This is a genomic window from Candidatus Thiodiazotropha sp. CDECU1, assembly GCF_963455295.1.
GTDB lineage: Bacteria > Pseudomonadota > Gammaproteobacteria > Chromatiales > Chromatiaceae > Thiodiazotropha.
Genome location: NZ_OY734020.1, coordinates 775,099 through 796,966, shown reverse-complemented (window position 1 = coordinate 796,966; position 21,868 = coordinate 775,099). Strand labels below are relative to the sequence as shown.

Here is a 21,868-nt window from a genome sequence, read left to right as displayed (position 1 = left end):
CATCGAGCAGGGGAGAGGCATTTTGAAACAGGTGGTCAAGGAGATCGCAATTCCGATCTTCAGCATTGAGATGGAATTTTCGGAATGCATATACGATACAATCGAAGAGATTGTCGCCTATCTTATTGAGCAGGTGAAGGCACATAAGGCGGCGCAGTACATTGCCACATTCGATCACCTGAAACATACCAGCGAATTGCCGGAGGGCATCATCGCTGATGATATTATCGCCGCCTACAATGTGGTCTTCTGTTTTGGCTTCAGTCTGCAGGATGCAGAACAGCTGGCGACACGGCCCCGTTCACTCGGCGTCTGCCAAACAGACCAGGGTATCACAATCTCTTTCATGGAAGCCCCAATGCCGGTTGCGAATGCACTCATGGAGCAGTGGACCAGATCCCTGCTGCGGGATGAGCGCCAGCATTCACAACTCTCTAACTATCCAGGTCATCAGAAAGATGCACAGTTGCACTCTTGAGAACCGCTGACACCCACCATTGAGCTAGGGCCTGTTAACAGGCCCTAAGCCCCAAGCCTTGCAATTAGTTATCTTGGAGAGAGGCGGTTACATCTCCATCTCCAGATCGTCGATGATGCTGTCTATACCAGTCTGTGCACACTCTTCATCAGTCTCTCCCGACGGCGCACCACTGACTCCGACAGCCCCAAGCAGTTGCCCCCCTGCTTGAACAGGCAATCCACCGGCAGACATGACCAAACCGTCAATCCGGCCAATGGGGCTATCGGCGCGGCTCTTCAATGCGGATGTGGCCGCATTGAAATTAGCTGCCGTGAAGGCCTTCATGCGGCTTATCGGCACCGTGATCTGGGCAGCGATAGTGTCGCGCATGACAGCCTGCACTATACCGTCACGGTCGACCACGGTGACGCCGATCTGAATACCCTTTTTACGGCATGCCTCTATGGCACCCAAGGCGATTCTGTTTGCCGACTCCAGGGTAAGGCGCTTGACACTTACACTGGGTGCTGCCTCATCCGCCATCGCACCCATGGAGATGCTGAAAAACAGGCTTATGGCTATTGTCAGTTGCTTCATTTTATCCTCCGCTATGATTATTTTGTTATCGATCCTATCCCATGAATCTCGAGTTTAGCAATAGCCGCTGATTTGTCCTCTGGCAACTATTAAGTAGCTATGCCCCTCGGTCAGTAGTGGCGTTTGACATAGTTATCCACCAACTGCATGAACTGTCCGGCGATATCGTCGCCTTTCAGTGTCACCACCTTTTCACCATCCACGAATACAGGCGCCGACGGCGACTCGCCGGTTCCCGGCAGGCTGATGCCGATATTGGCCTGTTTACTTTCACCAGGCCCATTCACCACACACCCCATCACGGCCACGGACATTGCCTCTACCCCCGGATGCCCCTTACGCCATTCAGGCATCATCCTACGTAGATGGTTCTGCACATCCTTGGCAAGCTGCTGGAAATAGGAGCTGGTTGTGCGACCGCATCCCGGACAGGCGACTACCATTGGTGTGAATGCCCTGATACCCATCGATTGCAGCAGCTCCTGGGCGACAATCACCTCCTGGGTTCTGGCCCCACCGGGTTCGGGTGTCAGTGATATCCGAATAGTGTCGCCAATGCCCTCCTGCAGCAGCACTGCAAGGGCGGCAGTCGAGGCGACTATACCCTTGGAACCCATGCCCGCCTCGGTCAGGCCCAGGTGGAGTGCATAGTCACACTCAGATGCCAATGTTCGGTAGACTGCAATCAAGTCCTGAACACCGCTCATTTTACACGAGAGCACGATCCGATCCGCCGCAAGCCCCACCTCCTCGGCACGTTGAGCGCTCTCCAGGGCCGAGACCACCATCACTTTGTGGACCATCTCGACACTGTCGAGGGGCTGTTCCGCACGGGTGTTCTCGTCCATCAGGCGCGCCACCAAGCCCTTGTCCAGACTGCCCCAGTTGACACCGATGCGCACCGGTTTGCCGTGCTGACAGGCGGTTTCGATCATACTGGCGAACTGGCTGTCGCGTTTCTCGCCACTGCCCACATTACCTGGATTGATACGGTATTTGGCCAATGCCTCAGCGCATGCTGGATGATCCTTGAGCAGGCGATGACCGTTGAAGTGGAAATCACCGATCAGCGGCACCCCTATGCCCTGCTGCTCCAGGCGCTCACGAATCACCGGAACCGCCCTGGCCGAAGCCTCATTGTTGACTGTCAGGCGTACCAGTTCCGAACCCGCCTGGGCCAACGCCTTGATCTGCTCGACACTGGCATCGATGTCCGCCGTATCGGTATTGGTCATCGATTGCACCACCACCGGTTTGGCGGAGCCTATCATCACGTTACCCACCTGCACACCGCGGGTAACGCGTCTGTTGATTTGCACTTTTTTTGCCTCGCATCTTGCTGCCGAGTACGCAGCATATCAAAACTGCGCACCTCATATTAACCGATCCACTAGTCCATGATGCCTGAGACATCCCCCCGCATAACCCCAATATGACAACGGTTAGCAGCGACCTGTATAGATGTTGAGCACGGCTTATTGGCTATGTGAAAAATGCACAGCCCGGCAGTTCAGTCAGATGCCGCCAAACAGGCCCTGACAAAAAAGCCCGGTCTTGGACCGGGCTTTCTGGGTCAGCTTTCACATAGACCTATTTCAGTTTGCCTATACCCAGCATCTTGAGGATATATTTCTCATAGATCGGTTCTGAAGTCCCCTTCTTCATCTTGCGGATGAAATACTTTTCGAAGGCGATTTTGGCCATGTGCACCCACTTGCCCTTCTTGAACCAGGCCACGTTACGGGGCGGAATCTGCGGCAGTGCAACAAAGGCAGCACCGGTATCACCCATGTCTGCGAGACAGACCGCATTCCATGTGGCAAGGGTGGTCCCCTCTTTACCCGCCAGTTCGTCTGCGATGTTGTGCACGATAGCCGTGACCATCGATTCGATCATATAACCTGTTTTAGGCGCCCCTGTCGGCACCGCAGTCGCCTCTACAGGGGGGATGGCGATACACACACCGGCACCGAATATATTCGGATACTTCGGATTTCGCTGGTGATCGTCCACAAATACAAAGCCGCGTGGGTTACACAACCCTTCCACCTCGGCTACCGCATCGACGCCCTTGAATGCAGGCAGCATCATTGAAAAAGTGAAATCCAGTTCGTGCTCCTTTAATTTATGCCCTGAATCGTCATACTCTTCAACGAACATCTTGCCCTGCTCAATCTTGATCACTTTGGCGTTGGTGATCCAGTTGATATGGTGGTTGCGAAATTCGCTCTCGAGAAACCCTTTTGAATCCCCTACACCCCCCAGGCCCAGGTGCCCGATATAGGGTTCGGATGTAACAAAGGTCATCGGCACCCTGTCCCGCATCTTACGCTTGCGCATATCCGAATCCATGATGAATGCGAATTCATAGGCGGGACCGAAACAGCTGGCGAAGGGCATTGCGCCAATTATCACTTGGCCGGGATTGTCCAGCAGTGCCTGGTAGGCACCATAGGCCTTTTCTGCATGATCCACTGTGCAGATGGATTCAGTGAAACCCTCTGGGCCGGAACCCTCCACCTCCTCGAAAGCCAGCCTGGGGCCGGTTGCGATAACGAGGTAGTCGTAGTTGACGGTATCGCCCCCATCAAGGGTCACTTGATTCGCCTCAGGATCAATTTTATCGACCCGTTTGGCGATAAAGTTGATGCCCTTGCGCTCCAGGTGGGGGCGTATATCGAAGGTGATGTGGGATCGATCCCGCCAACCAACCGCCAGCCAGGGGTTGGATGGAACGAACTGGAAGTACTCCCGTTCGTTGATCATGGTGACCTCGTGTTCGCGCCCCAGCTCCATGCGTAATTCATAGGCACAAGGCATTCCTCCTGTGCCAGCACCCATAATGACGATATGCGCCATCTAACATTACCTCCATCCTCTCCGAAATTATTAAGTTGCGGTCGAGCCAAGAGAGGAAGCAGAACCGCCTTTTAAGAGGGCTAAGTCTATACCCAACCCACTGAAATTTAAAATTATTTAAGTATTTTATAATGAGCTAATGCAAACCGATTCTCTGACCGTCCATTAAACCGATAGTTGGAACCAGCCAGATATCTCATGCTGAGATGCGATAGAAATCCGACCGCTCAAGTCGGGCAGCTGCTGCTGAACCAGCTCGGTAACCAGCGCCGGGGAGTTATTTTTCTCACTCAAATGGGATGCCACCAGATGTTGCAAACGGGAGGTTTGCAGCCGCTTCAACAGCTCCACCGCCTGGTGATTGCTCAAATGCCCATGGGATCCCCCGACTCTTGCCCGCAGGCTGGGTGGATAGGGGCCATTCGCCAACATCTGCGGGTCGTGATTGAACTCGAGAACCAGGCTGTCGCAGGCCTGCAGAATAGCGGCGATATGGGGTGTGACATAGCCGGTATCGGTGAGCAGGCCCAGGGTGTTGTCGCCGGCACGAAACAGAAACTGGCAGGGCTCTCTGGAGTCATGGGGTACCGGATAGGGGGCCACGGCCAGGTCGCCAATGGTCCACCACCCGCCGTGGCAGTCTATCTGATGCAGGCTGGGTAACTTACCGTAATTGGCAGCATGAAAGGTTCCTGGTGTCATCCATACCTGAAGACCATAGCGTCTCGCCATGGCACCGAGCCCCCTGACATGGTCAGTATGCTCATGGGTGACGAGAATCCCGGTCAGGGTGTCCGCCCCAATACCCAGATCCCTCAGACGACGCTCGATTTCACGGGCAGGGAACCCGCAATCCACCAGTATTCTCACTGCTGCGGTCTCGATAATCAGGGCGTTGCCCTGACTACCACTGCCGAGGAGAGCAAAACGTAGCGACACGCGTCAGCGAATCTGCTCGTGTATCATAGTGAGGATTCGTCCAGCCGCATTGATCTCCGCTTCGCTACCATCCTGGTTTTTAATCAATACCTGGGTCCCCTGATCAAGTTCCAGGAGTTTGACCTGGTATTGACTCTCCTTGTCGATACTGTCTTCATCATCCCGCCAGAATGCGAATCTGGAAAAGAAGCCCTTCTCTTCCTGGCTTGCTCCCGATAACTCGCTGTAACGGACGAAATAGATACCGGAAGAGCGATCCCTGTCCTCCACAGCAAACCCGACCCGGTCGAGGGCAACCCCGGTCAATCGCCATGCCCGGGCAAAGCCTTCATTAATCCAGAGTTCTGAGCGTTCACCGGTTTTGATCAACTGGGAGCGTTGTTGCCTCGTCTCATCCTTGGCCAGGGCCACTTCCGCCTTTTCACTCGCCACCCCGAGATAGACCATGATACTGCGCAGCATGGCGGCCTCGATACCTGGATCGTTGGGTCGCGGGGTCCAATAGGTTGTATCGGCGTTACCACTCACATCCTCCTTCAGCTTCTCCTCCATGCCCCGGTGAGTCAGATAGAGTTCGGTGGTTCCGGACTCAAGCCCTTTTTCCAGACGTACCCGGAACTGATCACGGGTAGCTGAAGAGTAGATGCTGCCAAGGGTCTTGCGAAAAAACTCGGTGATTACACCCTGCTTGATATCGGCCCGGCTCTCCAGCCAGTCGGTTCTCATGATACCGATGGTTGGATCCTGCTCCACCAACAGGAGTCCGTTACTGCGCCAAAACTCAATGATCTTGGACCATACGGCCTGGGGTTGTGCATTGATCACAAGCCAGCGCTGATCACCGTCACGTTCAACCCGTATATTGTCGAATTCCGGCAACACCTTATCTGTCTCGGGCAGAGCTGGACGATTGTCGCTACCTCGCTTGTTGGCATACTCTTCATAGGAGGCGCTTCCGGCACCAGGAATCGCCATTGCATCCTGGATTGAGGAACGGGTGAGATCAGGTGGTATCTCGAGATCGTCAACCGTCTCCTTCTGGGAACGGTAAACCCTCTCAGAGTCCGAAAAGTAGCCGCCACCGGAGCTGCATCCTACAAGGGTTAAGGAAATATAAGTGATCAACAGTAAAGCGAAAGTTGATTGCATATCTAAGAATATCGCCAGCTAATTATGTGTTGCCTATGACAATGGAAAGCAGTGATAAGTTTGCTAAAACATCACTAAACATTGACAGAGATGTAACTAAGTCTTTCAGGATTGTGTAGCCGTAACTGAGTACCCACCTGGATAACGCTCACAGTATATCGGCCTGCCGCATCGCTTGCTCGACCTCATCCTCAGCCGCGGGGGTCAGCCAGGTCAATGGCAATCGGATTCCACGCTGTGCCAGACCCAGTTTCATCATTACCCACTTCACCGGGATGGGACTGGATTCCACGAATAGGGCGCTGTGCAGACCGGCCAGCCTGGCATCGATCGCCCGTGCCTCTTCGGTCCGTCCCGCCAGTGCGGCAACACTCATTTCGTGCATCAGACGCGGTGCCGCATTCGCGGTCACTGAGATGACTCCGTGACCACCCTGCAACAGGAATTCACAGCCTGTGGCATCATCGCCACTATAGAACTGAAATGAGTCATCACACAGCTCACGCAGCCGTTGCAGGCGGGATAGATCCCCTGTTGCTTCCTTGACGCCGATGATATTCGGCACCTGAGCCAATCTAGCGATAGTCTCAGGCAGCATGTCGCAGGCGGTACGCCCCGGTACATTGTAGAGGATCTGGGGAATATCCACCGCCTCGGCAATCGCCTTGTGATGCTGGAATAGTCCCTCTTGGGTGGGCTTGTTGTAATAGGGGGTCACCAGCAGGCAGGCATCCGCGCCACCCTGTTTGGCGCATTCGGTCAGAGAGACCGCTTCACGGGTCGAATTGGCACCAGTACCTGCAATCACAGGCAATCTGCCAGCCGCGTAGTCGACCACCCGCCGAATTACATCACAATGCTCCTCTTCGTCCAGAGTGGCTGACTCGCCGGTCGTGCCGACTGCGACAATCGCGTCACTACCTTGCTGGATATGAAACTCTACCAGCGCGCGTAAAGCGGCATCGTCCAGGCTGCCGTCCTCCACCATGGGAGTGATCATTGCTACCATACTGCCCTGAAACATCGCCCCACACCCCGATTCATTGGATAATCGGCAATGGTATCCTGTGGCTTGTGATAATGACAAGTAGCATGAATAAACAACCCCCAGATTGCCTGAAAAATATCGCTAGACGCGGATAACAGATGTTACACTCTACCTGAAATCCACATAATCACTCGACAACAAGCAATTTTTATGTCCACGCCAAAGAATTACCTGGTCATCTCAGCACTTGGAAAGGATCAGCCTGGGATTGTCAAAGCCCTATCGAGAAAGATACTTGATGAAGGGTGTAATATCACTGACAGTAGAATGACGGTATTGGGGGGTGAATTCGCAATCCTGCTGTTGATTGAAGGACCCTGGAACACCCTGGCCAAGCTTGAATCCGCCGTTCCTGAGCTCCAGGAGGATCTGGCGCTCACCATCATCTGTAAGCGTACGGAAGGCAAGGTTCGCAGCAACAACCTCCTGCCCTATATGGTCGAAGTCGTCTCTATGGACCATCCTGGCATCGTCAATCAGCTGGCTGAATTCTTCTCTGAACGGGATATCAATATCGAGGATATGGTGACAACCAGCTATTCAGCGGCCCATACCGGTACCCCTATGTTTTCTGTGCATATGAGCGTCGGCATACCCTCTGACATTCACATTGCGGCTCTGCGGGAAGAGTTCATGGACTATTGCGATGGTTTGAATCTGGATGCCGTCATCGAACCCATCAAAGGCTGAGGAGGAAACGACGAATCATGCCCGCCATCACCATCGGAAAGCCCGTACCCGATATTGAGCTAGCTGCCACCGGTGACAAGAAAATCAGCCTCACCGACCTTCATGGCAAACCCATAGTGCTCTATTTCTATCCTAAAGCAAGCACCCCAGGTTGTACCCAGGAGGGACTGGATTTCAAGGCGGCGATTGCAAAATTCAGACGTCAGTCCGCAATCATCCTAGGGGTCTCTAGGGACAGCCTTAAAGCCCAGGAAAATTTCAAGCAAAAACAGGGCTTTCCTTTTGATTTGCTCGCAGATAAAGAGGAGAAACTTTGTCATGCTTTCGACGTCATAAAAATGAAATCCATGTATGGGAAACAGGTACGTGGTATTGAACGCAGTACTTTTCTGATCGACGAAAGCGGGCATCTGCGCTGGGAGTGGCGCAAGGTAAAAGTCAAGGGACATGTAGAAGAAGTGCTGGAAACCCTGAAGGCGATGCGAGCCGGAAAACTTGTCTGAATTCATTCGCTCCTGTGCTCTATCAACGCTATCCCCCTTGTAAAATAAACAACTGAGTATGTCTGAAAAACGATCCAATAATACCCGTCTTTTTGTCCTCGATACCAATGTGCTGATGCACGATCCTTCAGCCCTATTCCGCTTCAAGGAGCACGATATCTACCTGCCGATGGTGGTATTGGAGGAGCTGGATAAGGGCAAAAAGGGCATGTCAGAGGTCGCCAGGAATGTGCGTCAAACCAGCCGCTTCCTCGACGAGCTGATGAGCAATGTCCCTCAATCCGCCATTTGCGATGGTATACCTCTCAACACACTGCAGTTGAATGGCGGTATCGAAGCCCTGAGTGGCCACCTGTTTTTCCAGACCAAGCCGCTCAGCGGCGACCTGCCATCGGCCCTGCCGGGCAATACCCCGGACAATACCATCCTCGCCACCGCTCTCAGCCTGCAGTCGGAATATCCCAACCGGCAGATCATTCTGGTATCGAAGGATATCAATCTGCGGATCAAGGCAGCCGTGGTGGGCATCCATGCAGAGGACTACTCCAATGACAAGGTCCTGGAGGACGTAAATCTCCTCTACAGCGGCATAGAGAGCCTGCCTGAGGCCTTCTGGGAGCAACATACCAAGGAGCTTGAATCCTGGCAGGAGGAGGGTCGCACCTTCTATCGTGTCGTCGGACCCGATACAGAGATCTGGCATCCAAGCCAATGCCTGCATCTGCCTGGCGATGATGGACTGCAGGCGATTGTCAGGAAGAAGGAGGAGAATAGTGCCACCATTGAGCTGGTGGAGGACTACACCAATCCCAAGCACGCCGTGTGGGGCATCACAGCACGCAACCAGGAGCAGAATTTTGCCCTGAATCTGTTGCTTGACCCTGATCTCGATTTCGTTTCGTTACTTGGCACGGCCGGCACCGGTAAGACCCTGCTCACCCTGGCCGCCGGCCTGGTGCAGACACTGGATCTCAACCTATACCGGGAAATCATCATGACCCGGGTCACGGTACCGGTTGGAGAGGATATCGGCTTTCTGCCTGGTACTGAAGAGGAGAAGATGACACCCTGGATGGGGGCGTTAATGGATAATCTTGAGGTACTCACCCAGACGGAGGGCGGCGAGTGGGGACGGGCCGCTACCGAAGACCTGCTGCGCAGCCGAATCCGCATCCATTCTCTCAACTTCATGCGGGGACGCACCTTTCTCAACAAGTACATCATTCTTGATGAGGCCCAGAACCTGACCCCAAAACAGATGAAAACACTGGTCACCCGAGCCGGACCCGGCACCAAGATCGTCTGTCTTGGGAATGTGGCGCAGATCGATACTCCCTATTTGACGGAGACCACCTCGGGCCTGACCTACGCCGTCGATCGCTTCAAGAACTGGCCACATAGCGGCCATATCACGCTACAGAGAGGCGAAAGGTCACGTCTTGCGGACTATGCATCAGAGAATCTCTAAGCCAGTAATGCTGTAGACATCACATCGATCCATGCCCAAATTTGCGGATTTCCAGCTTGACATGGTGGGGCAGGGCCCCACCCTACAGGATGATAAAGGCCGTAGGGTGGGGCCCTGCCCCACCAATCTGGTTTGAATTCAAGATCGACTATGCATGCCATACCCAGGCATTAGTGGATGCTGCCTCGATCGACGATGGTTTTCAGTTCTGTAACGGTTCGACGATATACATCTGCTGCTTGATTGTAGTTATCCACCAGACCGGAGGTATCATTTTGACGCCCCTTGAACTCCAGTTCCCGGGCCAGTATGGATAGTTCCATAGCACCAACATTGGCGCTGCTGGACTTGAGTGGGTGGGCTGATTTCACCAGGGCGTCCATGTCACGATCCTTGACCGCGTCGCGGATGCCGTGCATGAGTCCAGGAGCACTCTTCAGGTAGCTCTCGAGTACGGAAACAAATTCATCTTCCATAATCTCATACAGCTCTTCCAAAACGCTGCGATCTATCATGCCACTAGCTGGCATACCACTCTCTCCTGTACTCTGTAAATCTTCACTCGATGCATCGACTGAAGCAACCAAGACATCATCACCACCGCTGACCTGTTCCATCACCAAACTCTCTTCACCCTGGCTGATCATCTCCTCCATGGGCAGCCACTGACGCAACATATTCTCAAGCTGAGCCGGTTTCACTGGCTTGGAGAGATAGTCATCCATGCCCACCGCCAAACACCTTTCCCGGTCCCCAGCCATGGCATTCGCAGTCATGGCGATCACTGGGGTACGCATCAGTCCTTGGGTTGTCTCTCTGTCCCTGATCGCCTCAGTCGCCTCATAACCGTCCATGCGTGGCATCTGACAATCCATCAACACCACATCGAACTGCTCCTGATGCATGGCATCCATCGCTTCCACACCATCATTTGCCGTTATCGGCGAAAGCCCTGCCTTCTCCAGCATTTTCTTCACTACCGCCTGGTTGACCGGATTGTCCTCTACCACCAGCACCCGACCGGCCAGTCGAGTGTGCTGGATTGTCGCCTCTCGATCCTCTGCCCTTTCACTCCCCGTTGACTGACTCACCGATTTACCCTGTTTGTCGAGCCAATTTAAGTGATCGTCAGGCAACCTGGGAATCGGGATCTCTTCGGGTGTGGTTGATGCTGCAGAGATCTGCTCCACGTCAAATATTCTATATAGCCGCTGTTTGACCTCCTTGCTCATACCACCGCCACTTATGCACTCGATTTCCAGTCCCTCTAGGGTTTCGATACTCTCCTCCGGCACGTTGATTGCGAGCACATTGACATCTCTCATATGCGCAATCTCACGCGCGGAACTGACAACCTGAAGCAGATTGATACTGGAGAATCCAGCATCTATCACAATCAACTCATAGCGCCAGCTGGCACCGAGATTGGCTGATGTTTTCAGCTTGGAGAGTGCATCGTACTGGTCATCGGTCTGCTCCAGTAGCATCCCCAATTCCTTCAACGAGTTAGCCAGTACTGCGGTTTCCTGATTGGTCTTCGCTGCCAGCAACAGGGTGCGGATGTCATGCAGATTCCGCCGGCTGGATGGAATCTCCTGGAGTGATTTTCTCATCGGCAGAACAAACCAGAAATAGGATCCCTTTCCTATTTGCGACTTCACCCCAATCCGGCCACCCATGAGTTCGGTCAAACGCTTACAAATAACCAGACCCAATCCAGTGCCGCCATGCTTGCGTGTGGTTGATGCGTCGGCCTGAGAAAAGGGTTCGAAAAGTCGCTCTACCTGTTCATCCGACATGCCTATGCCGGTATCCCTGACGGCAAACAGCAATTCCACCTCTGTGCGCGTCGACTGACGGGTGGCAACCTCCACTGTGACATCGCCTCGCTCGGTAAATTTGACTGCATTACTGACCAGGTTGGTGAGAATCTGACGCAGGCGGATGGGATCTCCGCGTACCACCCTCGGGACATCCCTGGCAATATTATGGCTCAGTTTCAAACTACGGCGATCAGCGGCATTTTTCATCAACGAGGTCACCTGACTGACAACCTCATTCAATGTGATATCGATAAACTCCAGATCCAGCTTGCCCGCCTCTATCTTGGAGAAATCGAGAATATCGTTGATGATACTGAGCAATACCTGGGAAGAGTTGAGCGCAGTGGCGACAAACTGCTTCTGCTCAGTGTCCAGCCTTGTCTCCAAAAGCATATCAAGAATCGGCAGAATACCGTTCAGCGGGGTCCTGATTTCATGGCTCATGGTGGCCAAAAACTCTGACTTCGCCAGATTCGCACTCTCTGCAGCCTCTTTAGCCAAAAAGAGCTCCTGCTCTACCGACTGCCGCTGATCATTCTCAACAACCAGACGACTTCGCATTTCACTCAACTCGGTCTCGGACGCGACCATCCGTTCATGCAGCAATACACGGTTTGCGGCAAGCAGCAGGAAGCCCTGTTGGTAGACCATCATCCAGGCCGACAAAATCAACAACGCCAAGGCATAGGCAATCATGCCAATCAGAAACTCATTGGAGATAAGATCCTCATTCCCAGAAATACTCAGAACCACCAGCGCAGTGGCGGTCAAGACGAAAATGACGCTAAAAAAGGTATCGATTGTCAGGAGTAACGCAGTGAGGAGAAAAATTGTCCCTATCAACACCAGGTCAATGACCAGGTAGTCGGTATCCATGGGGTAGGTCAACAAATGGATAAGTGCGGCGGCCCACAACAGGCCGAGCATAAATATGCCTGGCAACAGTGCATAACGCCACATCTGGATTCGTTCCAGAGAACTTCGCCGGACAATGACAGTCAATACCGTTTGTGCTATCAGTACCGCAGCAAGCAGACCCGCCCAGATCACTCCCAGCTGGTTTTCCCAAGCCTTATTAAGATATAAAAAGATCAGTCCGGCAATAAGATTGGCAACAATAAGCGTGGTGCCGTTTGCATATAACAACCGCACTCGCTCTTTTTTTATCTTAATCGCTTCTTCGTTTGGATCTGTCATGCCCGATTGCCCGGGTTATTAAACCCCCACCGTTTGTACATAAATTAGCATATTAACCCTGGTCAAGTGTAGCAAAGTCCGGTATTTATTTTTCACCCAGTTGTTTCTGTTGTGACACCGATTGTAGTAGAGTCGAATCACTTCTCTGACAGTTTGAGCGGGAGCTCGCTCAGCGACCCAACCTATATTCGCCGTGATAACCGACCCAACAACCATTGCAGAACTAACCAAACAGTTTCACTTCTTACGCTGTGCCGAAGCCGATTTCGTCCAGCAGTTCTTTAACGCCACCAAAATCATCCATTTGGCAGCAGATCAACCAATATGCCAGCAAGGCATGCAGTGCAGCCACCTGGCACTGGTGATCGAAGGTAGCGCCAGGGTCTATAAAATTGGTGAGAATGGACGGGAAATCACGCTCTACCGGATAGGCCCGGGTGAGAGTTGCATCCTTACAGCGTCCTGTATCATGAGCCAAAAACCCTTCCCCGCCTTTGCCGTCAGCGAACAACCGATACAGGCACTGATGGTATCCACTGCCGATGTGGTGCGCTGGTCAAATCATGAGCCGGCATGGAGAGACTACCTTTTCAAGCTCATCAGTGACCGCCTCAGCGATGTGATCAGTGTCGTCGAGGAGGTTGCATTCCGACGGGTCGATCGCAGGCTTGCCGGGTATCTGCTGCAACATACCACTGATGACAGCGACCGCATACAGGTCACGCATCAATCGATCGCTTCAGATCTGGGCACTTCCCGTGAAGTGGTCAGTCGAATATTAAAGGACTTTGAGCAACAGGGTTTTATTTCCATCACCCGTGGCGCAATAACCCTGGAGGATCGACATGCTCTAAACAGTAAAAGCAGCGAGTGACGACACAAGTTGCATCCAGCTATGTGACTTAGTCACATACTATTCAGTTACCGCCAAGTATGCTCGATCCTCAATGGCGCCGGGATGCCTAGAGAACATCCAGCCAAGACAGGCGTATCTCTATTATCACTTTTCAATTAAGGAGCGGATCATGACAAAAAATGTCGGTAGTATCGAACGTATAATCCGGATTATCGCGGGCCTGGCGATTCTTGCCTGGGGATTTCTTTTGAGTGACCCGATCAACTGGTGGGGTGCCATCGGTGCCGTCCCCCTTGTCACCGGTCTGGTCTCTTTTTGCCCCCTGTGGACAGTGTTTGGTATCAACACCAACAAGAGTGCCTGATACAAGCGCAATCCAGCGCTCCGTCAATCTTGTAGCCTCAACACCAGGTTGACGGCGCGCTAACCCTCTTCAACACCCACATCCTCGATCCGCTTCGGCCAAGCCACCAGCACCGCCTGTACCAACGTGGCCAGGGGGATTGCGAAAAAGACACCCCAAAAGCCCCAGAAACCGCCAAATACCAGAATGGCCACGATGATAGCAACCGGGTGCAGGTTGACCACCTCGGAAAACAGCAGCGGTACCAGCACGTTGCCATCCAATGCCTGGATGATGAAATAGGCTACGGCCAGCCATGCGAAGTCACTACCCCACCCCCATTGAAACCAGGCGATGAAGAGCACGGGGATGGTAACCACAGCCGCCCCGATATAGGGAATGATAACCGACAGCCCAACCATCATCGAAAGCAGCAGAGCATAGTTCAATCCAAGCAATTTGAAGGTGACAAAACTGACCACCCATATAATGACAATCTCCCAAAACTTGCCTCTGACATAGTTGGCAATCTGCTTGTCCACATCCTTCCAGACCGTACCGGCAAAGCGTCGATGTCTGGGGAGATACCTGACAAACCAACCGACGATCAACTGCTTGTCCTTCAAGAAGAAGAACACCAGCAGCGGCATCAGAATCAGATACACAATCAAGGTGATCACACCAACGACTGAGGCGAGGGACCAGGTCACTGCCTGTTGTGCGAATGAGGCTATCTCGTTGCGGATCTGTTGGATCAGTTGGTCGACCTGCTCCTGTGGAATCAGGTCCGGATAACGTTCCGGCAGTTGCATCAACGCCTGTTGTCCCATGGATATCATGATCGGCAACTGTTGTAGAAAATCTGTGACCTGGTTGGATAACAGCGGCAACAGCCCAAACAGCACCAGGGTGACAAATAGCAGGAACAGGACAAAGACTATCAGTACCGATGGGAATCTCGGCCATGAGCGTCTCTCCAGTTGGGAAATAACACCTTCCAATAGATAGGCAATAACGATGCTCGCCAGCACCGGGGCGAGCATATCCCCCATGGTGATGACAATCCCAAAAAAAAGCAGCAGAAAAAGCGTCAGGAAGACGATTTGTGGATCGGAAAAGTAACGTTTGAACCAGTTTGTTACAACCTGCATAGGGCTACCTATTGGGGGGCACCGTGTTAGCGATCATCCAGATAGTTTTGGTAGTGCCGGGCAAACAGGGCCTCCAACTCATCAATGACCAGTTTGGCCTCTCGTCCCTGTAACATGTGGGCCATCATCAGTGACGAAGTTTCATCAAGCAGCAACTCTCTTTCGAGCATAAAATAACTCTCAGACAGACGCTTGATTGCCTTCACAACAGACTCCTCCTGAGGCCGTTCGATCTGCTTTGGCTCATGAGTCTTCTCGACTTCGGGGGCACTTTCCAGACCCACCTGGCTCGCTAAGAAAGCAGCAAAAGAGAGCAGCGTCTGTCGCTGTTGCGGGTCCAGCCGATCGAAGAGATTCAGTAACTGCTGCTGATCAGCTGCCAGTTTCTGTTGTTTTGGAACAAATTGCACAATGACTCCGCCATCTGCATCTTCACTGGGAAGAGCAAACTGTCAAGATAACAGGGCTACTACAGATTCTCCTCTGGGTGATCTTCACAATAACCCCTGGCAAAGTCGAGCAACTCCTCCATGGCACGCAGTCGGAATTTCTGCTTTTGATGGACAAATGAGAAGGGGCGTTCCAGCTTCGGCACCAGATTGATCGCACGCAAGGTATCCAGCTTCAGTTCTTTCTGGATGGTGGCGCGAGAGACCACAGAGACACCCATCCCCGCCTCGACTGCCCCCTTCACCGCTTCAGGGCTGCCAAGTTCCATGGAGATATTCAATGCAGCGTCGCAAGAGTTGTTGTCCAGATACTCGTTGATCACTTCGCGAGTACCAGATCCCTCTTCGCGGCAGATAAAGGGGTACTCGAGAAGGCGCCTGATCTCTACCGATTCCAGGTTGGCCAGGTCGTGATTAGGTGGCACGATCGCAACCAAATGATCCTCGCGGCACATCTCCACCACAAGATTCTTATTTCCAACCGGCGCCTCGACAACACCCAGATCGATGGTATTGTTCTCGACCATTGAAACTATGCCTTCCGAATTGGAGACCCGCAAATGGATGGTGACCTCCGGGTAGCGAGCACCAAAGTCACCCAGCAAGGCAGGCAGCATATATTCGGCGATTGTTGTACTGGCCCCAATCGTCAGCGCACCCCGGATCTCACCCGTCATCTCACGTACAGAGTTTTCCATGTCCGCATAGAGATCGAAAATCCGATCGGCATACTCATAAACCCGATCACCTGCCTCGGTCAGACTGATGCGGTTGTGGGTGCGGTCAAACAGACGGGTATTGAAATACTCCTCCAATTGACGCACCTGAAAGGTCACTGCCGGTTGTGTCATGTGCAATGTTTCAGCCGCCTTGGTGAAGCTTAAGAGTCGCGCAACCGTATGAAAAACTTGTAATCTTCGATCCGCCATTGTATTTATAGGTCCAATCAACCAGTCTTTGTTCTAGATAAACTCAATTTATACCATAACTCATGATGCTATGGGAGTTGTTAACGCAAACTGGTAGTCGAGGCGACATAGGATGCAGCAAGTCTGGAAAGGCGCTTGTGATGAAAATCATGGCTATAAATCATGGTAATTCGTTTAAAAATCCTCTAGCCTCACTAGGACGGACCCATTGTGACTTCAATGGGGGTTCAATATGACAATGAATAGAGCCTGGTCCTGGATATTATATTAGGCGTATGGGGACAGGCTCAGAATAAACGAGAACCACGGCGGAGGAAATATGCGGACACACGTCAACAAGACCTATCAACACACTCTACTGGCGCTGGCTTGCGGCGCTGCCATGTTGCCCCTTAGTCAGACAGTCCAGGCGTCGGGCTTTGCAGTCCCCGAGTTGAACATCACCGGCCTTGCCCTCTCCAATGCTCTGGTTGCAAATCCCGATTCTCTGTCAGCCATAGCCTACAATCCTGCCGCCATGGCATTTCATGAAGGCATGGCTATCGAACTTGGCCTGTTGTTGGTGGAGCCCGACCTAAGTGTCAATACAGGTTCCGGCACAGTGGACAGCGAGGCAAACGACCCTGTGGCAATCCCAGCGTTTACTGCCTTTACCCAGCTCAATGAAACCTGGTCACTGGGTCTATCCGTGAATGCCCCTTTTGGCTTGGAGACCGAATGGCCTGCTGGCACCTACGACAGCCAGTATCCACCGGCGGCAACCATCCCGACTCAAAGTAAACTTGAGATAGTCGCGTTTTCTCCAAGTGTTGCCTATAGAATAAATGAGAAAGCTAGTGTTTCGGGTGGTGTCGACTACTACTGGATGCGCGAAGTCATATTCAACGGCGACATCAATGCGGGCATGCCTGGTTCCAATCCGGGCGCCGATCTCGAGGGTGATGGTCGTGGTGTGGGCTTCAATCTGGGCTTCATGGTCGACCAAGGGGCATGGAGTTTTGGGGGCAGCTACCACTCTGAGGCGAATATTCCGGTCGAGGGAAGAGTCGATCTGCCCGCGGGCGCACTGCCCTCCTTCCTTTCCAACAGGGTCGATGCCGAACTGAGACTGCCCTGGCGTCTGCAGGTAGGGGTAAGACATCAAGCGATGAATAAGCTTGCCATCGAGTTCGACGTCACTCGAACAGGCTGGAGTTCATTCGATAAACTGGTTGTGGATCAGGACCAATTGGGTACCAATATCGTCACCAGTATCAACAATTGGGAAGACGCCAACGCCTATCGGGTAGGCATCAGCTACGACCTCACCCAGGCAACCCAGCTGCGCATCGGATATACCTTCGATGAAACACCTCAGGATGATCAGTATTTCAGCCCGCGCATACCTGATGCGGACCGCCAGCTCTTCAGCCTGGGAGTGGGTCACACCCTGAGCAACGGCTGGACCATTGATGCCGGCTACATGTATGTCAAGTTTGATGACAGAAGCTTGGATATCGATCCTTCATTCGTTCACGCAGCGCCCAACGAGAGTGAAACCAACGGCACCAGCGCCGTCAATGGCGACTATGAGTCGAGCGTTCACCTGTTAGGCATCGGCGTCAAGAAGCGCTTCATGTAAACAGACGCTATTTTAATCAACAACCGAGCCCCGAGTACCCACTCGGGGTTTTTTTTGCCCCTTTCCACAGATCGCAGCAAGATCAGAATATAGTCCGCGAATGAACACTAATAAACGCAAATATGGTGTTTCAGTATTTGAGTGAGAGGACATCACACTGCACGAATGTACCTCACCTCCCAATGGCACCCTGTGTAACACCATTGGTTAGGGTCCGTTTTACAACACACAGTCATGATCTAACAAAATTTGCGTTCATTTGCGGACTAAATAAATCATTAGCGGTTTGTTAACCTATTTTTTCCACCCGACTGGTTTTTTATCACCCCAAAAAAAAAACGCCGCCCTTGTGGGGCGGCGTCGTGACTGCGTTTTACAACGGGTTAGATGTAAAGGCAGATATCACTGGTACCGGCAAATTCAAAGAAGCGGGCGGCACCCGCATATTCGATACCGTCTATGAATTCACTGGTGTTCATTTCAAACAGATCCACCGTCATTTGACAGGCTATCAGTTTGACCTCGGCTTCCTGGCAAAGCTCGCGCAACTCGGCGAGATCAGCCACCCCTTTGGAGGCCATCTTTTTCTTCATCATGCCGGTCATCATGCCCTGCATGCCCGGTAGAGCCAGACCCAGAACCGGAAACCATTTGTCCATACCCATGGGCATTGGCATGCCGGGATTACCCAGCGGGGTCACTTCCAGATCAAGGTTCTTTTTCAGAAGCTGCAGACCGTAGAAGGTGAAAAATATCTCTGTATCATAGCCAAGGGCAGCCGCAGTCGAAGCAAGAATGAAGGGAGGATAGGCCCAATCAAGGGAGCCTTTAGTAGCAATTATGGCTAACTTTTTTTCGTCTGACATTGTGTTGTCTCCTGAAAAACTCCAATCAGGCCTTCTTGATCAGAAATTCAAATTTACCACCGACCTCTTTCGACTCCATCAGCTCATTGCCGGTCTGGTTGGCGAATGCCTCGAAGTCCTTTACTGAACCAGGATCGGTCGCAATGATGTGCAACACTTTGCCGGATTCCATACCATTCAGGGTTTTCTTAGCACGCAGGATAGGCAGTGGGCAATTGAGCCCGCTTGCATCCAGTTCTTGATCAAAATCTGCCATGGTATGACCTCCAGCTATTATCTATTTGGTTATGTTTGCCGTAAAAAACAGACGGACCTTTATATGTCATGCGTCTGACAAACGCAAGTCAATGGACGATCCGAATGCCGCTTAATAGAGGGCTATCGTTGATTGCCTCTGTCGTTAACTAACTGGCCAATCTGGCAGCCAGTTGAAAGCCTGAGCGTGCCCAGGCCAATATGCCACCACGCAGGTTGATTGCGTTGTCAAATCCCTGCTGCGCCAGATAGGCACATGCATGATAGGAACGCGCACCACTGTGGCAATAGAGAATGATCGCCTTATCCTTTGGCAACTCACTGATTTTCATGGGTATTAGATGCATGGGCAGATGTTCTGCGTCTGGCAGCCCCCCCTGAGCGACTTCACCCGCGCTACGAATGTCGAGCAGGAGGAAATCATCCCCCTCATTGATACGGGACTGAAGATCATGGGCATCTATTTCCTTTATCATCACTTACCATTTCGCCTTTATAAAACATACAACAGGGTTAATTAGTATATTAATGTGTTTAAATATTGCAAGCTATATTAGCCCAATCAAGCTTAAATTATTCAGGGAGGGTGAGTCATGATAGAGTCAAGCTCCATCCCACCCACATCGATTATAAATTTGTTACCTGGTTGATTTTATTATGGAATTTTTTCCTATCTTCCTCGACTTAAAGAACCGTCCATGCCTGGTAGTGGGTGGTGGTGCCATCGCTGAGAGAAAAACCGCGCTACTGCTGAAATCGGGGGCGGATGTCACCCTGGTATCCCCAGACCTGTGCCACAATCTCACCACTTGGCGCGATATGGGGCGCTATACACACCTGGAAAGACGCTTCCAGGATGAAGATTTGACCGGTCATCACCTGGCCATCGCAGCCACCAACGATCCCAGGGTAAATCGCCGCATAGCCGAGATTGCGGGAGATCTTCGCATACCGGTCAATGTGGTGGATCAGCCGGAACTCTGCAGTTTTATCGTACCCTCCATCATCGATCGTTCGCCGGTGGTCGCGGCAGTTTCCACAGGCGGTGCTTCGCCCGTACTGGCGCGCCTGATCCGCTCCCGTCTCGAGTCCTTGATACCCGCCGGTTATGGTCGCCTGGCAAAGCTCTGCAGCCGTTTTCGGCAACGGGTAAAAGGGCGTTTTACAGACCCCACTGAGAGACGCCTGTTCTGGGATCGGGTACTCGAAGGGGGGGTTGCTGAACGGGTTTTTTCCGGCCATGACGAGGAAGCGGATCAGTTGATGGAGAAGGTCCTGAATACCCCGGTTACGGGCGACAGGATGGGAGAGGTCTATCTGGTGGGCGCCGGCCCGGGCGATCCGGACTTGCTGACCTTCCGCGCCCTGCGGCTCATGCAGCAGGCCGATGTGGTCATCTATGATCGTCTGGTGGCCAAACCGATTCTGGATATGACCCGGCATGATGCAGAGCATATCTATGTGGGTAAAGAGCGGGATAAACACACCATGCGTCAGGAGGAGATCAATCAATTGCTGGCAAAACTTGCCAAGCAGGGAAAACGTGTCTTACGTTTGAAGGGGGGTGATCCCTTCATCTTCGGACGCGGCGGAGAAGAGATCGACACACTGGCTGCCGAGGGTGTCCCCTTTCAAGTGATACCGGGTATCACAGCCGCCGCCGGCTGCGCCTCCTACGCCGGCATACCCTTGACTCACAGAGACTATGCCCAGTCGGTAACCTTTGTCACAGGTCATCTCAAGGATGGCAGCATGAACTTGAACTGGAAGATGCTGGCGCAACCGAATCAGACCATTGTTTTCTATATGGGCCTGGTCGGTCTGCCTGTCATCTGCCGAGAACTGCAGCATCACGGCGTCGGCGGGGATATGCCGATTGCACTGATTCAACAGGGTACGACACATATGCAAAGGGTGTTCACGGGTACCCTGGAGACAATTCTGGATATTGTGGAACAGGAACGCCCGAAACCACCAACCCTGATCATCGTTGGCCATGTGGTGGAACTGCAGGAGAAACTGGCATGGTATGAAGCGCCACTCCACTCCGAACAGGGGGCCACTTCACCCATCGATTTCTAAAGAGTTTTGAGTTATGAGTTTTTAGTTCTTAGTTGAAGTGTTCGCTTCGCTCACTCAAAACTCCTAACCCTGCTGCTTTGGTCTGAGCTGGTCTTCCCGCAGCTTGGGGGTGAAATAGTCATCCGCTTCCTCGATTTCCACCACCTTCCCATCCTTGTCCACCAGGGGTTGCTCATAGTCGTTCCAGCCCCGAAGTCCGGTTTTCAGGGAGACAACATTGGTATAACCGATCACGTGCAGGGAAAAGGCGGCGAGGACACTACGATAGCCGGAGCGGCAGACAACCACAATTTCTCGCTGCCGGGCATTCACCAGTTGCGGAATGGTCTCCTCGTAGTCCCATTCACAGGCTGATTCGAGAATACCGCGAGGTACGGTAATAGAATCCTCGATATGCATCGCATCATATTCATAGGGTTCACGCACATCGACGATCATCAGCTCGGGGTTGGCTTGCCTCCGCTCTTCCAGATCCCAGGGCATTATCTCTTTGACATCAGTGAGACTGTCACTAATTAAATTTAAGAAGTTTTTCATCAATCTTGTACTGAGTTGCTGCTACTCGTGTAGACAACTGTTAGGT

22 protein-coding genes are annotated in these 21,868 nt (G+C 52.5%); 8 read left to right on the top strand and 14 right to left on the bottom strand.

Annotation, left to right across the window (positions count from 1 at the left end; genetic code table 11):
- The first annotated feature begins 31 nt into the window (after positions 1-31).
- Positions 32-478 carry a DUF6858 family protein gene (locus R2K28_RS03655; protein WP_316369680.1) on the top strand — a complete coding sequence of 149 codons (447 nt, stop codon included), beginning with the start codon at positions 32-34 and terminating at the stop codon, positions 476-478.
- 87 nt (positions 479-565) lie between these two features.
- On the opposite strand, the gene R2K28_RS03650 is transcribed toward R2K28_RS03655, so the two are convergent.
- From R2K28_RS03650 to dapA, 6 genes are all read right to left on the bottom strand, one after another.
- Positions 566-1,057: a GlcG/HbpS family heme-binding protein gene (locus tag R2K28_RS03650; protein ID WP_316368042.1), complete on the bottom strand. Its 492-nt coding sequence runs from the start codon at positions 1,055-1,057 to the stop codon at positions 566-568.
- Between the two features lie 110 nt (positions 1,058-1,167).
- Positions 1,168-2,328, bottom strand: coding sequence for a flavodoxin-dependent (E)-4-hydroxy-3-methylbut-2-enyl-diphosphate synthase (ispG, locus tag R2K28_RS03645; RefSeq protein ID WP_316369679.1), 1,161 nt, complete (start codon positions 2,326-2,328; stop codon positions 1,168-1,170).
- A gap of 319 nt (positions 2,329-2,647) precedes the next feature.
- On the bottom strand, positions 2,648-3,916 hold the full coding sequence (locus R2K28_RS03640) for an NAD(P)/FAD-dependent oxidoreductase (protein WP_316368041.1): 1,269 nt from the start codon (positions 3,914-3,916) through the stop codon (positions 2,648-2,650).
- A gap of 165 nt (positions 3,917-4,081) precedes the next feature.
- The gene (locus R2K28_RS03635) at positions 4,082-4,855 is read right to left on the bottom strand and encodes an MBL fold metallo-hydrolase (protein WP_316368040.1); all 774 of its coding nucleotides are present in this window, start codon (positions 4,853-4,855) and stop codon (positions 4,082-4,084) included.
- Between the two features lie 3 nt (positions 4,856-4,858).
- Positions 4,859-6,004, bottom strand: coding sequence for an outer membrane protein assembly factor BamC (bamC, locus tag R2K28_RS03630; protein WP_316368039.1), 1,146 nt, complete (start codon positions 6,002-6,004; stop codon positions 4,859-4,861).
- A 148-nt stretch (positions 6,005-6,152) separates the two neighbouring features.
- Entirely contained in the window at positions 6,153-7,028 is an 876-nt protein-coding gene (gene dapA / locus R2K28_RS03625; RefSeq protein WP_316368038.1) for a 4-hydroxy-tetrahydrodipicolinate synthase, read from the bottom strand.
- 174 nt (positions 7,029-7,202) lie between these two features.
- Here dapA and R2K28_RS03620 point away from each other — a divergent pair, with 174 nt between their 5' ends.
- Genes R2K28_RS03620 through R2K28_RS03610 form a run of 3 tightly spaced genes read left to right on the top strand, consistent with a single transcriptional unit; the run spans position 7,203 to position 9,713 of the window.
- A complete protein-coding gene (locus R2K28_RS03620) occupies positions 7,203-7,742 on the top strand; it encodes a glycine cleavage system protein R (protein ID WP_316368037.1) in 540 nt (179 codons plus the stop codon).
- A 17-nt stretch (positions 7,743-7,759) separates the two neighbouring features.
- Positions 7,760-8,245: a peroxiredoxin gene (locus tag R2K28_RS03615; protein ID WP_316368035.1), complete on the top strand. Its 486-nt coding sequence runs from the start codon at positions 7,760-7,762 to the stop codon at positions 8,243-8,245.
- Positions 8,246-8,303: 58 nt separating this feature from the next.
- The gene (locus R2K28_RS03610) at positions 8,304-9,713 is read left to right on the top strand and encodes a PhoH family protein (RefSeq protein ID WP_316368034.1); all 1,410 of its coding nucleotides are present in this window, start codon (positions 8,304-8,306) and stop codon (positions 9,711-9,713) included.
- A gap of 170 nt (positions 9,714-9,883) precedes the next feature.
- On the opposite strand, the gene R2K28_RS03605 is transcribed toward R2K28_RS03610, so the two are convergent.
- Positions 9,884-12,733 carry an ATP-binding protein gene (locus tag R2K28_RS03605; RefSeq protein ID WP_316368033.1) on the bottom strand — a complete coding sequence of 950 codons (2,850 nt, stop codon included), beginning with the start codon at positions 12,731-12,733 and terminating at the stop codon, positions 9,884-9,886.
- Positions 12,734-13,070: 337 nt separating this feature from the next.
- Here R2K28_RS03605 and R2K28_RS03600 point away from each other — a divergent pair, with 337 nt between their 5' ends.
- The gene (locus R2K28_RS03600) at positions 13,071-13,607 is read left to right on the top strand and encodes a Crp/Fnr family transcriptional regulator (protein WP_316369677.1); all 537 of its coding nucleotides are present in this window, start codon (positions 13,071-13,073) and stop codon (positions 13,605-13,607) included.
- A gap of 151 nt (positions 13,608-13,758) precedes the next feature.
- The gene (locus tag R2K28_RS03595; RefSeq protein WP_116444360.1) at positions 13,759-13,953 is read left to right on the top strand and encodes a YgaP family membrane protein; all 195 of its coding nucleotides are present in this window, start codon (positions 13,759-13,761) and stop codon (positions 13,951-13,953) included.
- 59 nt (positions 13,954-14,012) lie between these two features.
- Here R2K28_RS03595 and R2K28_RS03590 read toward each other — a convergent pair whose 3' ends face one another.
- Genes R2K28_RS03590 through R2K28_RS03580 form a run of 3 tightly spaced genes read right to left on the bottom strand, consistent with a single transcriptional unit; the run spans position 14,013 to position 16,461 of the window.
- Positions 14,013-15,083 (bottom strand): AI-2E family transporter, encoded by a 1,071-nt coding sequence (locus R2K28_RS03590; protein ID WP_316368032.1) that lies wholly within the window; start codon positions 15,081-15,083, stop codon positions 14,013-14,015.
- A 26-nt stretch (positions 15,084-15,109) separates the two neighbouring features.
- A complete protein-coding gene (locus R2K28_RS03585; RefSeq protein WP_316368031.1) occupies positions 15,110-15,493 on the bottom strand; it encodes a hypothetical protein in 384 nt (127 codons plus the stop codon).
- A 59-nt stretch (positions 15,494-15,552) separates the two neighbouring features.
- Positions 15,553-16,461 carry a selenium metabolism-associated LysR family transcriptional regulator gene (locus R2K28_RS03580; RefSeq protein ID WP_116448806.1) on the bottom strand — a complete coding sequence of 303 codons (909 nt, stop codon included), beginning with the start codon at positions 16,459-16,461 and terminating at the stop codon, positions 15,553-15,555.
- 319 nt (positions 16,462-16,780) lie between these two features.
- Here R2K28_RS03580 and R2K28_RS03575 point away from each other — a divergent pair, with 319 nt between their 5' ends.
- Positions 16,781-18,082, top strand: coding sequence for an OmpP1/FadL family transporter (locus R2K28_RS03575; RefSeq protein WP_316368029.1), 1,302 nt, complete (start codon positions 16,781-16,783; stop codon positions 18,080-18,082).
- Between the two features lie 383 nt (positions 18,083-18,465).
- Here R2K28_RS03575 and dsrE2 read toward each other — a convergent pair whose 3' ends face one another.
- The 3 genes from dsrE2 to R2K28_RS03560 all read right to left on the bottom strand — a co-directional run bounded on the left by dsrE2 (position 18,466) and on the right by R2K28_RS03560 (position 19,679).
- Complete coding sequence (gene dsrE2 / locus R2K28_RS03570; protein ID WP_316368027.1) at positions 18,466-18,948, bottom strand: sulfur carrier protein DsrE2; 483 nt, start codon at positions 18,946-18,948, stop codon at positions 18,466-18,468.
- Between the two features lie 25 nt (positions 18,949-18,973).
- Positions 18,974-19,204, bottom strand: coding sequence for a sulfurtransferase TusA family protein (locus R2K28_RS03565; protein ID WP_068987885.1), 231 nt, complete (start codon positions 19,202-19,204; stop codon positions 18,974-18,976).
- Between the two features lie 148 nt (positions 19,205-19,352).
- Positions 19,353-19,679 carry a rhodanese-like domain-containing protein gene (locus R2K28_RS03560; RefSeq protein ID WP_316368024.1) on the bottom strand — a complete coding sequence of 109 codons (327 nt, stop codon included), beginning with the start codon at positions 19,677-19,679 and terminating at the stop codon, positions 19,353-19,355.
- Positions 19,680-19,860: 181 nt separating this feature from the next.
- Here R2K28_RS03560 and cysG point away from each other — a divergent pair, with 181 nt between their 5' ends.
- Positions 19,861-21,285 (top strand): siroheme synthase CysG, encoded by a 1,425-nt coding sequence (cysG, locus tag R2K28_RS03555; protein ID WP_316368023.1) that lies wholly within the window; start codon positions 19,861-19,863, stop codon positions 21,283-21,285.
- Positions 21,286-21,348: 63 nt separating this feature from the next.
- Here the strand turns inward: cysG and R2K28_RS03550 are convergent, their stop codons facing one another.
- Entirely contained in the window at positions 21,349-21,822 is a 474-nt protein-coding gene (locus R2K28_RS03550) for a rhodanese-like domain-containing protein (RefSeq protein ID WP_316368022.1), read from the bottom strand.
- Between the last annotated feature and the right edge of the window lie 46 nt (positions 21,823-21,868).